This window comes from Polaromonas sp. P1_F9, from assembly GCF_056405615.1.
In genome coordinates this window covers 767,045-783,107 of record NZ_JBFUBT010000001.1, presented here as the reverse complement: position 1 = coordinate 783,107, position 16,063 = coordinate 767,045, and the positions used below count along the sequence as shown (strand labels likewise).

Below are 16,063 nucleotides of genomic sequence, written 5' to 3'. Positions count from 1 at the left end.
GGAAAGAAAAAAATGGACATCGTTATTGCCTTCGGGTTGATCGTGCTGCTCTTTGTGGCGCTGGGGTCGGGTTTGTGGATAGGAATGTCGCTGCTGGCCGTAGCACTGCTGGGGATGGAGCTGCTGACCCAGCGTCCTGTGGGGGACAGCATGGTGCTGACCATCTGGGGCTCCACGTCCAGCTGGACCCTGACAGCCCTTCCGCTGTTTTTGTGGATGGGTGAGATCCTTTTTCGCAGCAAGCTTTCTGACAGCATGTTCAAGGGCCTGGCACCCTGGCTGGACCGCTTGCCCGGCCGCTTGCTGCATATCAACGTGGTGGGTTGCACCATCTTTGCCGCCATTTCGGGCTCGTCGGCGGCCACCTGCGCCACCATCGGCAAGATCACCTTGCCTGAACTCAAAAAACGTGGCTACCCCGATGATATTTCCGTCGGGACACTGGCAGGTGCGGGCACTCTGGGTTTGTTGATCCCGCCGTCCATCATCATGATCGTGTATGGCGTGGCGGCCAATGTGTCGATTGCCAAGCTGTTCCTGGCCGGTGTGATTCCAGGTTTGATGCTGGCGGCTCTGTTCATGGGCTACATCGTGGTCTGGGCGCTGTTCAACAAGGACAAGGTGCCTGCGGCTGACGCGGCCATGAGTTTCGGCCAGAAAATTTATGCTTCGCGCCACCTGATTCCGGTCGTGTCGCTGATTGTGGTGGTTCTCGGTGGAATTTACAGCGGGATAGCCACCGCTACCGAAGCCGCTGCGCTGGGTGTGGCAGGCTCGCTCGTGCTTGCGGCCATTGAAGGTTCGCTGAACTGGAGCAAGTTCAAGGAAGGGCTGGTCGCCGCCTGCCGCATCTATTGCATGATCGGCCTGATCCTCGCCGGCGCGGCTTTCTTGACCCTGTCCATGGGGTTCATCGGCCTGCCGCGGCACCTGGCTGAATTCATAGGCGCATTGCACCTCTCGCCCTTCATGCTGATGCTGGGGCTGATCGCTTTTTTTATTGTCCTGGGTTGCTTTCTCGACGGCATCTCGGTTGTCGTGCTGACCATTGCAGTGCTGCTGCCGACGGTGGAAGCCGCCGGGTTCGACCTGATCTGGTTCGGCATCTTCATTGTGCTGGTGGTGGAGATGGCGCAAATCACGCCGCCGGTCGGCTTCAATCTTTTTGTCATCCAGGGCCTGACAAGGCGTGAGGTGACCTGGATCGCACGCACGGCGCTGCCCCTGTTCTTTCTCATGATTGTTGCGGTACTGATTACCTACTTCTTTCCCGATGTGGTGCTGTGGCTGCCACGTCATATGTAGTCCAACAGCAAGTAGCCACTTCTTTTCAGGAGTTCCCATGAAAAAGCTTTTTATGTCCGCCCTGTGCGCGGTCTCGCTGGGTCACGCCTCCACTGTGATGGCCCAGACAGCCTGGAAGCTGGCCACGGGCTACCGGGCAGAGTCCTTCCATACGCAGAACCTCCTGCAGTTTGGGCGCGATGTGGATCTGGCCACGCGCGGACAGCTGGTCATAAAGGTGTACCCCAACAACACCCTGGCCAAGCTGGCGGACATCAGCGCGGCCGTGCAGCAGGGAAAGGCCGAAGCGGGCGAGACCATCATGGCGAGCATGGTCAAGGAAATTCCGCTGGCTGGCGCGGACTCCATTCCCTTCGTCGTGGCCTCCTACAAGGACGCACAACGCCTCTGGAAACTGCAGCGGCCAGGCCTTGAAAAGCATTTCACCGAGCATGGCATGAAGCTCCTCTACGCAGTGCCGTGGCCGCCGCAAGGCCTGCATTCGAACAAGCCGGTGCGGGGCCCGACAGACTTTCGCGGTACCCAGATGCGCACCTACAACCAGACCACCATGCGTATCGCCGAAATGCTGGGTGCCAAGCCGGTGGATGTGGCCATGGTCGATGTGGGCAAGGCATTGGCCGAAGGCCGGATGGACAACATGATCACGTCGGCGCTGACCGGCGTGGAGAACAAAGTGTGGGGTCCGATCAAGTATTACTACGAGATCAATGCCTGGTTCCCCAAAAATGCGGTGTTTGTGAACAGCAAGGTCTTTGATGCACTGAAGCCCGAGGTGCGTGCCGCCGTGCTCAATGCGGCGGGCGAGGCGGAAGTCCGCGGCTGGCAGGCCAGCCAGGCGCTGGCGACCAGCGCGACCGAGGAATTGCGCGCCAACGGCGTGAAGATAGAACGCATTCCCCCCGAGCTGGACACTGAGATCAAGCGCATGGGCGAGAAGTTCTCGCGCGAGTGGATACGATCGGTGGGCAATGAAGCCAATGATATTTTCGTGCCGTACTACATGCCGCAATAAGCAAAGTTAAGCACAGGCTTCAAATCGCATGAAAACTCCTTCTGCATCCATCGCCGCCTACCTTCATGCCAAGGATGGCAACCGGCCTCACCTGCTGGCGCAAGCCTTTACGGACGATGCCCTGCTGCAGGTCACCGTCCACACCGGTGCGATCTCTTTTCCGCCGGTGTCCCGGGGGCGGGATGCCATCGGTGAGGTGCTGGTGCGCCGGTTTGGCCAATCCTATGAAAATGTCTACACCTTCTGCCTGGGCTCGCCACCGCAGGCCGGCGCGCAGGTGTTTTGCTGTGACTGGCTGGTTGCCATGACGGAAAAGGACAGCCGCGCCGTGAGGGTCGGGTGCGGCCGCTACGATTGGTGTTTTTCGCCGCCCTCATGTCTGGCGGAAAGCCTTTCAATCACCATTGCGAACATGCAGACCCTGCCGGCCTCGCACACAGACGAGGTCATGGATTGGGTAACCGGTCTTCCCTATCCCTGGTGCCCGGCTTCCACGGCCCTGCGTGGCGCGCCGGACATCCAGCACCTGGCGCCGGTACTTGGGTACATTGGCAGGTCACAGATCGCCAATTTTCCGGACAAGAGGTCCCGGCCGGCAACGCCTCACAGTGTCGTGCCAAGCCAGGTCTGACAGCAGCAAGATCCATCAAGATCAGCAAAGAACACGTTAACTTTGAAATTAAAAATCATGCAAGACACCACTTCAAAACCGGGCGGCGACCGTTGGCAATTCTGGATAGACCGCGGCGGCACTTTCACCGATATCGTCGCCAAAAAGCCTGACGGTTCGCTCGTGACCCACAAGCTGCTGTCGGAAAACCCGGAGCAGTACCGCGATGCAGCGGTAGCCGGCATCCGCCACCTGTTGGGCCTGAAAACGGGCGAACCGATACGCGCCGACGTGGTGGACTGCGTGAAGATGGGAACGACCGTGGCCACCAATGCACTGCTGGAGCGCAAGGGTGAGCCGACATTGCTGGTGACCACGCGCGGCTTTCGGGATGCGCTGCGCATTGCCTACCAGAACCGCCCCCGGCTGTTTGACCGCCACATCGTGCTGCCCGAATTGCTTTACAGCGCGGTGGTGGAGGCCCAGGAGCGTGTGGGCGCGCAAGGCGAGGTGCTTCAGGCGCTCGACGAAGCGCTATTAAAAAAGGAGCTGCTTGCGCAGTACCAGAAAGGGCTGCGAAGCCTTGCGATTGTTTTTATGCATGGTTACCGGTTCACGGAGCATGAAAAGGCTGCCAAGCGCATCGCGACCGAGGTGGGTTTTACCCAGATCAGCACCTCGCATGAAACCAGCCCGATGATGAAGTTTGTGAGCCGCGGCGACACCACGGTGGTGGACGCCTACCTCTCCCCGATCCTGCGCCGTTATGTGGAGCAGGTCGCCAGTGAGATGCCGGGGGTACGGCTCTTTTTCATGCAGTCTTCCGGTGGGTTGACCGATGCGCATGTATTTCAGGGCAAGGACGCCATTCTGAGCGGCCCTGCGGGCGGCATTGTGGGCATGGCCCGCACGGCCGCAATCGCCGGCCATGCCAAGGTCATAGGCTTTGACATGGGCGGCACCTCAACGGACGTGTCGCATTACGCCGGGGAGTTCGAGCGCGAATTCGAGACCCAGGTGGCCGGTGTGCGCATGCGGGCACCCATGATGAGCATCCACACCGTGGCGGCGGGCGGCGGATCCATCCTCAAGTTTGACGGCGAGCGCTTCCGGGTGGGCCCGCAAAGCGCAGGCGCTAACCCAGGCCCCGCCAGTTACCGGCGCGGCGGCCGGCTGGCGGTGACCGATGCCAACGTGATGGTCGGCAAGGTGCAGCCGCGCTACTTTCCGAAAGTATTTGGTCCCAATGCCGATGAGCCGTTGAGTTACGAGGCGGTAGAGGCCCAGTTCAACGAACTGGCCGGGCAGACCGGGCGCAGTGCCGAGGTGGTGGCTGAAGGGTTCATCAACATCGCGGTCCAGCAGATGGCCAACGCCATCAAGAAAATTTCGGTGGCGCGCGGCTATGACGTGACACGCTACACGTTGCAATGCTTTGGCGGTGCGGGCGGGCAGCACGCTTGCCTGGTGGCCGACGCGCTGGGCATGACCAAGGTGTTTGTGCATCCGCTGGCGGGTGTGCTGAGCGCCTATGGCATGGGCCTGGCCGACCAGAATGTGATTCGTGAGCAGGCGGTGGAGCTCAAGCTCTCGGCCGCTGTGCTTCCGGAAATTGCAGACAAGCTCAACGCGCTCGCTGCAACGGCAGAGGCCGAGCTGCAGCGCCAGCAGGTCAGTACCGGCAGCATCACCACGCATCACCGCGTGCATGTGCGTTATGAAGGCAGCGACTCCGCGTTGATCGTGCCCTTCGGTACGCTGGACGAGATCGAGTCCGGGTTCGAAGCGGCTTACCGCCAGCGCTTTGCGTTCCTGATGCAGGGTAAGGGCCTGGTGGTTGAGGCCGTGTCGGTAGAGTCCGTGGTGGCGGGCGACGCGCCTGCCGAGCCGCGCCACACCACGTATGAGCCGCGCGAAGTACCTCGCCGCGAAACCGTGCGCATGTACTCCGGCGGCCAGTGGCACGACGCCGCGCTGGTGGTGCGTGAAGACCTGCGGCCGGGCGACATCATCTCGGGGCCGGCCATTATTGCCGAGAAGAACGCCACCACGGTCGTGGAACCGGGTTGGGAAGCCGCGCTGACAGCGCTGGACCACCTGGTGCTGGACCGCCGGGCTGAACGTGCCGTGAAATTTGCGGCAGGCACCACGGTAGACCCGGTGCTGCTGGAGGTCTTCAACAACCTCTTCATGAACATTGCCGAGCAGATGGGCCTGCAGCTGCAGAACACCGCTTACTCGGTCAACATCAAGGAGCGCCTGGACTTTAGCTGTGCGCTGTTTGACACCGAGGGCAACCTGATCGCCAACGCACCGCACATGCCAGTGCATCTGGGCTCCATGGGCGAAAGCATCAAGACGGTGATTCGCGAGAACGCCGGAAAGATGCAGCCCGGCGACGTGTATGTGCTGAACGACCCCTACCATGGCGGCACGCACCTGCCCGACATCACCGTCATCACACCGGTCTACCTTGGTGCGGCCACACAGCCGACGTTTTATGTCGGTTCGCGCGGCCACCACGCCGACATCGGCGGCACCACGCCAGGCTCCATGCCGCCGTTCTCGACATTGATTGAAGAAGAGGGCGTGCAGATCAACAACGTCAAGCTGGTGGAACGCGGCGTGCTGCGCGAGGCCGAAATGATTGCGCTGCTCAAAAGCGGCAAATACCCCAGCCGTAACCCGCAGCAGAATATGGCCGACTTGAAAGCGCAGATCGCCGCCAATGAAAAGGGCGTGCAGGAGCTGCGCAAGATGGTGGACACCTTCAGCCTGGAGGTGGTGCTGGCTTATATGCGCCATGTGCAGGACAACGCCGAGGAGTCGGTGCGCCGCGTGATCACGCGCCTCAAAAATGGCGAGTTCACCTTGCCGCTGGACAACGGCGCCCAGATCAAGGTGTCCATCCGCGTTGACGTCAAAGGACGCAGCGCCGAGATCGACTTCACCGGCACATCGCCGCAGCAGACCAATAACTTCAACGCGCCGACGGCGGTGTGCATGGCCGCAGTGCTGTATGTGTTCCGCACGCTGGTTGACGACGACATCCCGCTGAACGCCGGCTGCCTGAAGCCGCTCAAGGTCATCATCCCGCCGGGCTCCATGCTCAACCCCAACCCGCCGGCTTCGGTGGTGGCGGGTAATGTGGAAACGTCTACCTGCATCACCAATGCGCTTTACGGCGCGCTGGGTGTGATGGCAGCCGGCCAGTGCACGATGAACAACTTCACGTTCGGCAATGCCCGCCACCAGTACTACGAAACCATTTCGGGTGGTTCGGGTGCCGGCGGAAAGCTGGATGAGGCGGGCAAGCTGGTGTCGGGTTTTGACGGCACCTCTGTAGTGCAGGCGCATATGACCAATTCGCGGCTCACCGACCCGGAGGTACTGGAATTCCGCTTCCCGGTGCGGCTGGAAAGCTACGAGATTCGCCAGGGCTCCGGCGGTGCGGGCCGCTGGCAGGGCGGCAATGGCGGTGTGCGCCGTGTCCGCTTCCTGGAGGCCATGACGGCCAGCATCCTGTCGAACGGGCGCAAACATGGCGCCTTTGGCATGGCAGGGGGTCAAGCCGGGCAGGTCGGGCAAAACGTTGTGGTCCGGGTGCAAGGCCAGATCGAAACTTTGGGCCATATCGGGCAGGCCGAGATGCAGCCCGGTGATATTTTTGAAATCCATACGCCTGGCGGCGGCGGTTTCGGGAAAGCTTGATGCAATGCCGACAGGCTGGTCGGTGCTGGCCTGAGTCGCAACAAGCTGCAGACACGTGAGCATTGGGATTGAGCCAGAGCGCCTGACAGACTGCGTTTGATCTTCCCGGCCGGAGCCGTTCCCCAGTACCTCTTTCAGGTGAAAATCTGAGGGTGGAAAACGCGCCTGCTGACGTACCTGGCCTTAGGGCAATTACGGCAGGTGGCGGGCCGTAATTCCCGGTCGGGGGGGGTAGATGAAATCCGGCCCTGGCGCAATCCCGGCGAGCGCAAGCAGCTATCAATTCAGGAGCACGTATGACGGTTTCGTTTATCGACAACTACCGATTTCTGGCCCAATACAACCGCTGGATGAATGAACGGCTGTATGACGCCTGTGAGACCCTGACCGATGAGGAGCGCAAGCGTGACCGCGGTGCCTTTTTCGGCTCGATCCATCACACGCTGGGCCATCTTGTCCTGGCCGACCAGGTCTGGCTGAGGCGCTTTGCGCAGTGCGGTAATGAGAAAGGAATCCGTTTCACGTCGCTGGGCGCTGAAGTGCTGGACATGCCGCAGGCCTACACACTGGACATGGTGCTCTACGAAGACTGGACCGGGCTGAAAGCCAAACGGCAGCAGCTCGACGGTGCCATCGAGCAGTGGGCTGCCGACATGCCTGAGGCTTACCCCGCCATGACCATGCGCTACGCCAACTCGAAAGGGGTGCAGCGCGAACACGTGGTCTGGAAGGCTTTGACGCATTTTTTCAACCACCAGACGCACCATAGAGGGCAAGTGACGACACTGGTCACGCAGGCTGGGGCAGCGGTGGGCGTGACGGACCTGATTGCGCTGGTGTAGAGGCCTTTAAGGCGCTATGAAATAGATAGCTGCTTGCGCCCGACCCTAAAGGGTTGGAAGCCAAAATGAACATAAAAAAACCCGCTATGAGCGGGTTTTTTATGGGTGCGGGCCAATTACTTCTTGGCAGCGCTTGCGGCAGGCTTGGCTGCCTCAACCTTGACTTCGGTCTTGGTTTCTTTTTTGGTGTCTTTCTTGGACGTTACCGCCTCTTTGGCATCTTTGGCCGATTCCACCACGGCGTCTTTGGTGGCGATAGCGGCGCCCTTGACTGCATCCTTGGTGGCAATGGCTGCGTCCTTCGCTTTTTCGGTGATGGGCTTGTCGGCCGTCTTGGTGGCTTTGGCGTCCGCCTTGGCTTCGGCCTTGGTTTTTGCCTTGGCACCTGCGGCGGCCGGGCCGGTATAGGCGGCACCGCCAACGGTCAGCCCCGCGGCGGAGAACTCGGCTGCACGTTTGTCTCCCACGCCTTTGACGCGGGTGATGAAGTCGTCCCAGTTTTTGAACTCGCTTTTCTTGCGCTCGGAGATGATCAGCTTGGAGGTGACGGGGCCGATGTGTTTGATGCCGTCGAGTTCGGCCTCTGTGGCTTTGTTGACGTCGACCGCAGCAAAGGCCGCAACGAGAGACATGGCGGCGAAAAACGCCAGTACTTTCTTGAACATGGAAATCTCCTCAATGGTGAGTGACGAAGCGCGTTATGCATCCTGTAAATAAGAATGCTGTGTTTATAACGGCCCGGTTTCACACCGCGTTGACCTGCCTGGCGCGATTGGGTTGGGGAACCCCTGGCTTCAGCGATTCTTGCCCAGCCACTGCATGTAAGCAGTTACACCCGCTTTCACATCAGCAAAAACATGGTCACACCCAGCGGCACGCAGGGCACCGAGGTCGGCCTGCGTGTAGCTTTGGTATTTACCCACCAGTGCCGGCGGGAAGGTGATGTAGTCGATGAGTCCGCCGCGCACGGCATCTTCCAGGCTCAGCGCCGCGGCATCCTGCCCTTTGCGCAAGGTGTTCACGACCGCGAGGGCAACGTCGTTGAAGGGCTGGGCCTTTCCGGTGCCGAGATTGAAAATGCCGGACTGCTCGGGATGGTCAAAGAACCAGAGGTTCACGGCCACCACGTCGTCAATGAAGACGAAGTCGCGCATCTGGCCGCCGGCGCCATAGCCGCCGTATTCGCCAAACAGCTTGACCTTGCCTTCCGCCTGGAACTGGTTGAACTGGTGAAAAGCCACGCTGGCCATGCGGCCCTTGTGCTGTTCGTGGGGGCCGTAGACATTGAAGTAGCGAAAGCCCGCGACCTGGCTCGCGGCGCCCTCAAACCGGCTCCCGAGTTCGCGCCGCAGCCGCTGGTCAAAGAGCAGCTTGGAGTAGCCGTAGACGTTGAGCGGCCGCTCGAATTCAGGCGATTCCCTGAAGGTGTCGGAGCCGCCGTAAGTAGCGGCCGACGAGGCATACAGCAGGCGTGTTCCCTGGTCCTGGCAGGCATGGAACAGCTCGCACGACAGCGTGTAGTTGTTGTCCATCATGTATTTGCCATCGGGCTCCATCGTGTCGCTGCAGGCGCCTTCGTGGAACACGGCCTCGACCTGACCGTAGGCGCCTTCAGCGAACAGGTCGTAGAAATCGTCGGCGTCCACGTAGTCGGCGATCTGCAGGCCGGCCAGGTTCCGAAACTTGTCGCCTTCAGTCAGATCGTCGACCGCGATGATGTCGTCGATGCCGCGGGCATTGAGGCCCTTGATGATGTTGCTGCCGATAAAACCCGCAGCTCCGGTCACAACTATTTTCATAATGAATCCTTTAACCTGAGGCGCAATTTAATGCGCGGCAAACAGCTCGTCGTAACTGACCGTTGCGGTACCAAACTTGCCAACCACGATGCCACCGGCACGGTTGGCGATGGGCACCGCATCGCGAAGGCTCATGCCCGTGGCCGCCATGGCTGCCAGCGTGGCGATGACCGTGTCACCTGCGCCGGTAACGTCGAACACTTCACGCGCCACAGCCGGTACATTCAGCTCACCCTGGGCGTCAAACAGGGTCATGCCTTCCTCGCTGCGGGTCAGCAACAGGGCATCAAGATTGAGCGTGGTGCGCAGGTTGTGGGCTTTGGTGCGCAGCTCGGCTTCGTCGTTCCAGGTACCGATCACGTGCTCGAGCTCGGCGCGATTCGGCGTGATGACGCTGGCGTTTTTATAGCGTGCGTAGTCCGCCCCCTTGGGATCGACCAGCACCACTTTGCCGGCAGCGCGCGCCTGGGCGATCATCAGCACGATATGCGCGAGGCCACCCTTGCCGTAGTCCGAAAAGAGCACGGCATCCTGCTGCGTGTGCAGTTTTTCAAAGGTGGCGGACTGTGAGGCGAGCACCTCGTTTTCCGGCGTGTTCTCGAAGTCGAGCCGGATCAGTTGCTGCTGGCGGCCAATGACGCGCAGCTTGACGGTCGTTTTGAGCCGTGCGTCGCGGCCGAAGTAAGGGGCGATGCCGGTTTTGGCGACCAGCGCCTCCAATTGGTGGCTGGCCTCATCGTCGCCCACCACGGTCAGCAGCGAGGCCTGTGCGCCCAGCGTGACGATGTTGTAGGCCACGTTGGCAGCGGCGCCTATGCGCTCTTCGGTGCGCGTGACACGTACCACGGGCACCGGGGCCTCAGGCGAGATGCGGTCTACCGCGCCGTACCAGTACCGGTCGAGCATGGCATCGCCCACCACGAGGACACGGGCCTTGGCGATTCGTTCTGCGGATAGTGTGGGGATAGTGGTCATGAATGTCTGTATTCAAGCAAGGAACAGCGTGAAACCGGCTTCGCCGGGTCACAGCTGTTGCCCCTGCAAGGGGGAGGAGGCGAAGCCTCCACGGGGTGTGCCCAATCTCTGGGTGTTCATAATTCTTCTATCCGACGCGTCGGGTAGCTGTCCCAGGCCTGGCAGCCGGGACAATGCCAGAAGTGCTGCGTGGCTTCAAAGCCGCACGCGGCACAACGATAGCGCATCAACGGCTTGGTTGCCTGACCCAGCGAACGCTGCACCAAGGCGTGGTGATGCTCATCCTGGAGTTTTTCCCCTTCTATCCACTTGCCGGCGGCGACCAGGGACGCCTGGCGTTCCATGTGCCTGGCATACCACTGGCGTGCCGACGCGGGGTCTTTTTCCAGTTTGACGATGGCTTCAACCACGTCGATGGACGGTGCGTTGGCGTAACTGGTCTTCAGCAATTCCAGCGCGGCGGGTTCCTGGCCGCTTGCCTGGGCGATATTGGCAATCAAACCGGCGGCAAGCGGCAGGCCTTGCGGCGCCAGGCCTTCCAGCTTTTGCAATGTGTGCAAAGCGTCCTGTGGCTTGCCGAGCTGGTGCTGCAGTTTTGCCAAATCTATCAGCGGCCGGGCTGATACCGGCGCCATGGCTACGGCCTGCTGCAACGTCTCCAGGGCCTGGCCTGTGTCGCCTGCTGCTGCGGACGCAATAGCCTGCTCGCAAAGGTAATGCGCCTGCCGGGCACTGAAGCTGCCATGGCTGGAGGTGCCCAGTCTGGCGGCGATTTCGGTGGCGTTAGGCCAATCCCGCGAGCGTTCATAAATGGACAGCAACGCAAGCCGGGCCTCTTCTTCGAACGGCGTTCCCTCCAGTTTGCGCAGTGCGATTTCGGCACGGTCCAGCAGGCCGGCCTTGAGGAAATCCAGGGCCAGTGCATGCTGGGCGCGGTCACGTTCCGGTTGCGTCAGGTCGCCGCGCGACATCAGGTGTTCGTGTACGCGCACGGCGCGTTCGTATTCGCCGCGGCGGCGGAACAGGTTACCCAGGGCGAAGTGAAGCTCGGACGTGTCGGGGTCGTTCTGTACGGCTTCGATAAAGGCGTCAATGGCCTGGTCCTGCTGCTCATTGAGCAGAAAATTCAGGCCCTTGAAGTAGGCTTTGGGCGCCTGGCGGTTTTCGATGCGCAGTTGCCGCAAATCCAGTCGCGAAGCCAGCCAGCCCAGGGTAAAGGCGATCGGAAACCCGAGCAGGACCCAGGTGAAATCAAATTCCATGGTGGAGCGTGGAAGGGTCTTCGGTCACGGTGTGGGGGCCCATGGTGGAGGAGGCATATTTCGCCGATCTGCGCTTTTTCCACCAGCGCGGCATCATGACAAGAATACCGAGTGCCAGCCCGCAGGCGAAGACACTCAGGACAACCAGCACCAGAGGTGCTCGCCACATCGTGCCAAAGAAAAAATTCACCGAAACCGTCTGCTGGTTATTCAGTGCAAAAGCAAACAGCGTAAAAAAAATGGCTGCCTTGAGCAGCCACATGAGGTATTTCACTTGGTCGTCCCCCGTGGTGGTCTCGCGATTGTAGCCAGACCACCGGGGGAAAACAGCAAGACCTTACTTCGGATCCGTGACCGCCAGGAGCTCCTGGGTACGGGCATCCACCGCTTCCCGCAACGCCTTGCCCGGCTTGAAATGGGGCACCCGTTTTTCAGGGATGGCCACGCTTTCACCGGAACGCGGATTGCGGCCCATGCGAGGCGGGCGGCGGTTGATGGAAAAACTGCCAAATCCCCTGATTTCGATCCGGTGGCCGCGCACCAACGCGTCGCTCATGGCATCAAGAATCGTCTTGACGGCATATTCGGCGTCGCGGTGCGTCAGCTGGCTGAATCGGGCTGCCAGTTCTTCGACAAGATCGCTTCGGGTCATGGATAAAGTAGCTGTACAGCGATGCAATCCGCCGGGGGCGCATCACACCGCTGCACGGTCGCCTTACTTTTCGTTGTTGTCCAGCTTGGCGCGCAACAGGGCGCCAAGGTTGGTCAGGCCGGCGCTTTCACGCGAAGACTGCTGGCTCAGGGTTGCCATGGCTTCCTGCTGGTCGGCGTTGTCCTTGGCTTTGACCGACAGCTGGATATTGCGGGTCTTGCGATCCACATTCACCACGACTGCGGACACTTCGTCGCCTTCTTTCAGCACGTTGCGCGCGTCTTCGACGCGGTCACGGCTGATTTCGCTGGCGCGCAGGTAGCCGATGATGTCTTCGCCGAGATCGATTTCAGCGCCCTTGGCATCAACAGTCTTGACCTTGCCGGTCACAATCGCGCCCTTGTCGTTGATCGACACGAACGTGGTGAACGGATCGGAATCCAGCTGCTTGATACCCAGGGAGATGCGCTCGCGGTCGACGTCGACGGCCAACACAATCGCTTCCACTTCCTGGCCCTTTTTGTAGTTGCGAACTGCGGCTTCGCCGGGTTCGTTCCACGAGAGGTCGGACAGGTGCACCAGGCCGTCGATACCGGCAGCCAGGCCCACGAAGACGCCGAAGTCGGTGATCGACTTGATCGGGCCCTTGACGCGGTCGCCGCGCTTGGTTTCCTGTGCGAATTCTTGCCATGGGTTGGCCTTGCACTGCTTCATGCCCAGGCTGATGCGGCGCTTGTCTTCGTCGATCTCGAGGACCATGACTTCGACTTCGTCGCCCAGGGCCACGAGCTTGCTAGGAGCCACGTTCTTGTTGGTCCAGTCCATTTCGGACACGTGGACCAAGCCTTCGATACCTGGCTCGAGTTCAACAAATGCACCATAGTCGGCGATGTTGGTGATCTTGCCGAACAGGCGCGTGCCTTGTGGATAGCGGCGGTTCACGCCCATCCACGGGTCGTCGCCCATCTGTTTCAGACCCAGCGAGACACGGTTCTTTTCGGTGTCGAACTTCAGGATCTTGGCCACGATTTCCTGGCCAGCCGTCACCACTTCGCTTGGGTGACGCACGCGGCGCCATGCCATGTCGGTGATGTGCAGCAGGCCGTCAATGCCGCCCAGGTCAACGAACGCGCCGTATTCGGTGATGTTCTTGACGACGCCCTTGACGGAGGAGCCTTCCTTCAGGGTTTCCATCAGCTTGGCGCGTTCTTCGCCCATGCTGGCTTCGACCACGGCACGGCGTGACAACACGACGTTGTTGCGCTTGCGGTCCAGCTTGATGACCTTGAATTCCATGGTCTTGTTCTCGTACGGAGACAAGTCCTTGATGGGGCGGGTGTCGATGAGCGAGCCGGGCAGGAAGGCGCGGATGCCGTTGACGAGGACGGTGAGACCGCCCTTGACCTTGCCGCTGGTCTGGCCGGTGACGAATTCGCCGGACTCCAGGGCTTTTTCCAGGCTCATCCACGAGGCCAGGCGCTTGGCCTTGTCGCGGGACAGCAGGGTGTCGCCATAGCCGTTTTCGACGGAGTCGATGGCCACGGAGACAAAGTCGCCGACCTGGACTTCGAGTTCGCCCTGGTCGTTCTTGAATTCTTCAAGCGGCACATAGGCCTCGGACTTCAGTCCGGCGTTGACGACGACGTGGTTGTGGTCGATGCGAACGACTTCAGCGGTGATGACTTCACCGGTGCGCATTTCAGAGCGCTGGAGCGATTCGTTAAATAGATCGGCAAAAGATTCAGACATGATTTTCCTCATCCACACAACAGGGTTCCAATAGCGGAATTGCTATTGTTTTTATAGCTGCTTGCGGCGGTTGCTTGCGGCCAGACGTTGAATAAGGCTGCGGGTTACGTTAATGAACCTGCTGACCAAGCGCAGGGTGCGCGTCGGGGGTCAGAAGGGCCGGGTGCCTTGCCACCAGTCAATCACCTGATCAACCGATTTTTCAATCGACAGATAGGAATTGTCCAGGGGACGGGCGTCATCAGCAGGCTTCAAAGGGGCAGCCTTTCGCGATGAATCGCGGGCGTCACGTGCCTCTAAATCTTGCTGAATCTCGCTGATTATAGCTGAATTTCCCTTTGAAATCAACTGCTTATGCCGTCGTTCAGCGCGGTGCCGGGCACTGGCCGTCAGGTAGATTTTGAGCGGTGCATCGGGAAAAATGACGGTTCCCATGTCCCGCCCGTCTGCTACCAGCCCGGGCAACTGCCGGAAACTGTGTTGCAGGGTCAGCAGCGCGGCGCGAACCTGGGGATGGGCCGAGACCCGGGAAGCGGCCATTCCCGCAGCTTCGGAGCGGATGGCTTCTGATACATCTTCCGCCCCGAGGAAAATCCGGTCGCCCTGAAAGCGAACCGGCATGGTACTGGCGATTTGCGCCACTGCGGGCCCGTCGTCAAGCGAGACGTCGGCACGCAAGGCGGCAAATGCGCTCAAGCGGTACAGGGCGCCGGAGTCAAGGTAGTGGTAGCCGAGCCGTTGGGCCGTCAAGGCTGCCAGGGTACCCTTGCCCGAGGCAGTGGGGCCATCGACGCAAATCACCGGAATATGGTTGGCATCTGCTCTGGCCACCGTGAACAGGGCCTCGAAGTAGTCCGGAAATGTTTTGCCGACACATTTGGGGTCAAGAATCCGGATGGGCAACCGGGCCGGGTTGAAAGCGGCCAGCGAAAAACACATGGCTACGCGGTGATCGTCATAGGTGTGAATGGGCGCGGTTTTCCATTCGCCGGGCAGGGGCGGCGTAATTTTGAGATAGTCCGCCCCTTCATCCACCGTGGCGCCGAGTTTTTGCAACTCGCAGGCCATCGCGGCGATGCGGTCGGTTTCCTTGACGCGCCAGCTGGCGATGTTGCGCAAGGTGGTGCATCCCTCGGTATACAACGCCATCACGGCCAGCGTCATCGCGGCATCGGGAATATGGTTGCAGTCCAGATCAATCGCCTTGAGCGGCCATGCACCGCGCGAGATGCGCAATGAATTGGGCGTGCTGTCGATTTGCGCGCCCATCATCCGTGCAGCCTCCACAAAACGAATGTCGCCCTGGATGGAGTCGGCCCCGACCCCCAAAACTTCTATGCCATTTTGGCCTGCAGCGCCCGACGCTATTGCGCCAAGCGCTATGAAATAGCTAGCAGAGGAAGCGTCGCCTTCAACATGGATTTCTCCGGGCGACTGGTAGCGGCTGCCGGCGGGGATGACGAACTGCTCCCAGCCTTTGCGCTGCACGTCAATGCCGAAACGTTTGAGCAGCTTGAGCGTGATTTCGATGTAGGGCCGTGAAATCAGCTCCCCCACGACCTCAATGCAGATGTCGTCAACGGCCACAATGGGCAGGGCCATCAGCAGGGCGGTCAGGAACTGGCTGGAAACATCTCCGCGCACCTGGATGGGTTCTTTCAGGTTCAACTGGCCGGAACGCAGGCGCAGAGGCGGAAAACCTTCATTTCCCAGGTAGTCGATGGAGCAGCCCAGCTGCCGGAGGGCATCGACCAGGTCGCCGATAGGCCTTTCGTGCATACGGGCCACACCCGACAGCTCAAATTCGCCGCCCAGCAAGGCCAGAGCTGCCGTCAATGGACGCATGGCAGTACCGGCATTGCCCAGAAACAGCTTGACCGGTGTGTGGACGTTGCGGCCGCCAAGGCCGGTGATCATCGCGGTGCTGCCCTCTTGTTTTACCTCGCAGCCAAGCTGCCTGAGCGCCGTCAGCATCACGGCGGTGTCGTCAGACGCCAGGAGATCGTGAACTGTGGTTTCCCCGTGGCTCAGGGCAGCCAGCAACAAGACGCGATTGGAAATGCTTTTGGATCCGGGCAGGCGGACAGTGCCTCCCGCTCCACTGAGGGGAGGGATGTCCAGGAACTCGATGTCGAACATGAAT

13 protein-coding genes are annotated in these 16,063 nt (G+C 60.5%); 5 read left to right on the top strand and 8 right to left on the bottom strand.

Going from position 1 to position 16,063, the window contains the following annotated elements:
- Window positions 1-12 precede the first annotated feature (12 nt).
- The 5 genes from AC1DYR_RS03660 to AC1DYR_RS03640 all read left to right on the top strand — a co-directional run bounded on the left by AC1DYR_RS03660 (window position 13) and on the right by AC1DYR_RS03640 (window position 7,483).
- Window positions 13-1,305, top strand: a complete 1,293-nt coding sequence (locus tag AC1DYR_RS03660; protein ID WP_477703872.1) for a TRAP transporter large permease — start codon at window positions 13-15, stop codon at window positions 1,303-1,305.
- 37 nt (window positions 1,306-1,342) lie between these two features.
- A complete protein-coding gene (locus AC1DYR_RS03655; RefSeq protein ID WP_477703871.1) occupies window positions 1,343-2,320 on the top strand; it encodes a TRAP transporter substrate-binding protein in 978 nt (325 codons plus the stop codon).
- Window positions 2,321-2,348: 28 nt separating this feature from the next.
- Complete coding sequence (locus tag AC1DYR_RS03650) at window positions 2,349-2,951, top strand: nuclear transport factor 2 family protein (protein WP_477703870.1); 603 nt, start codon at window positions 2,349-2,351, stop codon at window positions 2,949-2,951.
- A 57-nt stretch (window positions 2,952-3,008) separates the two neighbouring features.
- The gene (locus tag AC1DYR_RS03645) at window positions 3,009-6,641 is read left to right on the top strand and encodes a hydantoinase B/oxoprolinase family protein (RefSeq protein WP_477703869.1); all 3,633 of its coding nucleotides are present in this window, start codon (window positions 3,009-3,011) and stop codon (window positions 6,639-6,641) included.
- 296 nt (window positions 6,642-6,937) lie between these two features.
- Window positions 6,938-7,483, top strand: coding sequence for a DinB family protein (locus AC1DYR_RS03640; RefSeq protein WP_477703868.1), 546 nt, complete (start codon window positions 6,938-6,940; stop codon window positions 7,481-7,483).
- A 116-nt stretch (window positions 7,484-7,599) separates the two neighbouring features.
- On the opposite strand, the gene AC1DYR_RS03635 is transcribed toward AC1DYR_RS03640, so the two are convergent.
- The 8 genes from AC1DYR_RS03635 to AC1DYR_RS03600 all read right to left on the bottom strand — a co-directional run bounded on the left by AC1DYR_RS03635 (window position 7,600) and on the right by AC1DYR_RS03600 (window position 16,059).
- On the bottom strand, window positions 7,600-8,148 hold the full coding sequence (locus AC1DYR_RS03635; RefSeq protein WP_477703867.1) for a ComEA family DNA-binding protein: 549 nt from the start codon (window positions 8,146-8,148) through the stop codon (window positions 7,600-7,602).
- A 129-nt stretch (window positions 8,149-8,277) separates the two neighbouring features.
- Window positions 8,278-9,282: an ADP-glyceromanno-heptose 6-epimerase gene (gene rfaD, locus AC1DYR_RS03630; protein WP_477703866.1), complete on the bottom strand. Its 1,005-nt coding sequence runs from the start codon at window positions 9,280-9,282 to the stop codon at window positions 8,278-8,280.
- A 27-nt stretch (window positions 9,283-9,309) separates the two neighbouring features.
- Entirely contained in the window at window positions 9,310-10,257 is a 948-nt protein-coding gene (rfaE1, locus tag AC1DYR_RS03625) for a D-glycero-beta-D-manno-heptose-7-phosphate kinase (protein WP_477703865.1), read from the bottom strand.
- A 116-nt stretch (window positions 10,258-10,373) separates the two neighbouring features.
- On the bottom strand, window positions 10,374-11,519 hold the full coding sequence (lapB, locus tag AC1DYR_RS03620; protein WP_477703864.1) for a lipopolysaccharide assembly protein LapB: 1,146 nt from the start codon (window positions 11,517-11,519) through the stop codon (window positions 10,374-10,376).
- Window positions 11,509-11,793 carry a LapA family protein gene (locus AC1DYR_RS03615; protein ID WP_457280053.1) on the bottom strand — a complete coding sequence of 95 codons (285 nt, stop codon included), beginning with the start codon at window positions 11,791-11,793 and terminating at the stop codon, window positions 11,509-11,511. The genes lapB and AC1DYR_RS03615 overlap by 11 nt, the downstream gene beginning before the upstream one ends.
- A 63-nt stretch (window positions 11,794-11,856) precedes the next feature.
- Window positions 11,857-12,171, bottom strand: coding sequence for an integration host factor subunit beta (locus AC1DYR_RS03610; protein WP_348043247.1), 315 nt, complete (start codon window positions 12,169-12,171; stop codon window positions 11,857-11,859).
- Window positions 12,172-12,234: 63 nt separating this feature from the next.
- A complete protein-coding gene (gene rpsA, locus AC1DYR_RS03605) occupies window positions 12,235-13,920 on the bottom strand; it encodes a 30S ribosomal protein S1 (RefSeq protein WP_457280054.1) in 1,686 nt (561 codons plus the stop codon).
- 150 nt (window positions 13,921-14,070) lie between these two features.
- On the bottom strand, window positions 14,071-16,059 hold the full coding sequence (locus AC1DYR_RS03600) for a bifunctional 3-phosphoshikimate 1-carboxyvinyltransferase/cytidylate kinase (RefSeq protein WP_477703863.1): 1,989 nt from the start codon (window positions 16,057-16,059) through the stop codon (window positions 14,071-14,073).
- Window positions 16,060-16,063: the final 4 nt, after the last annotated feature.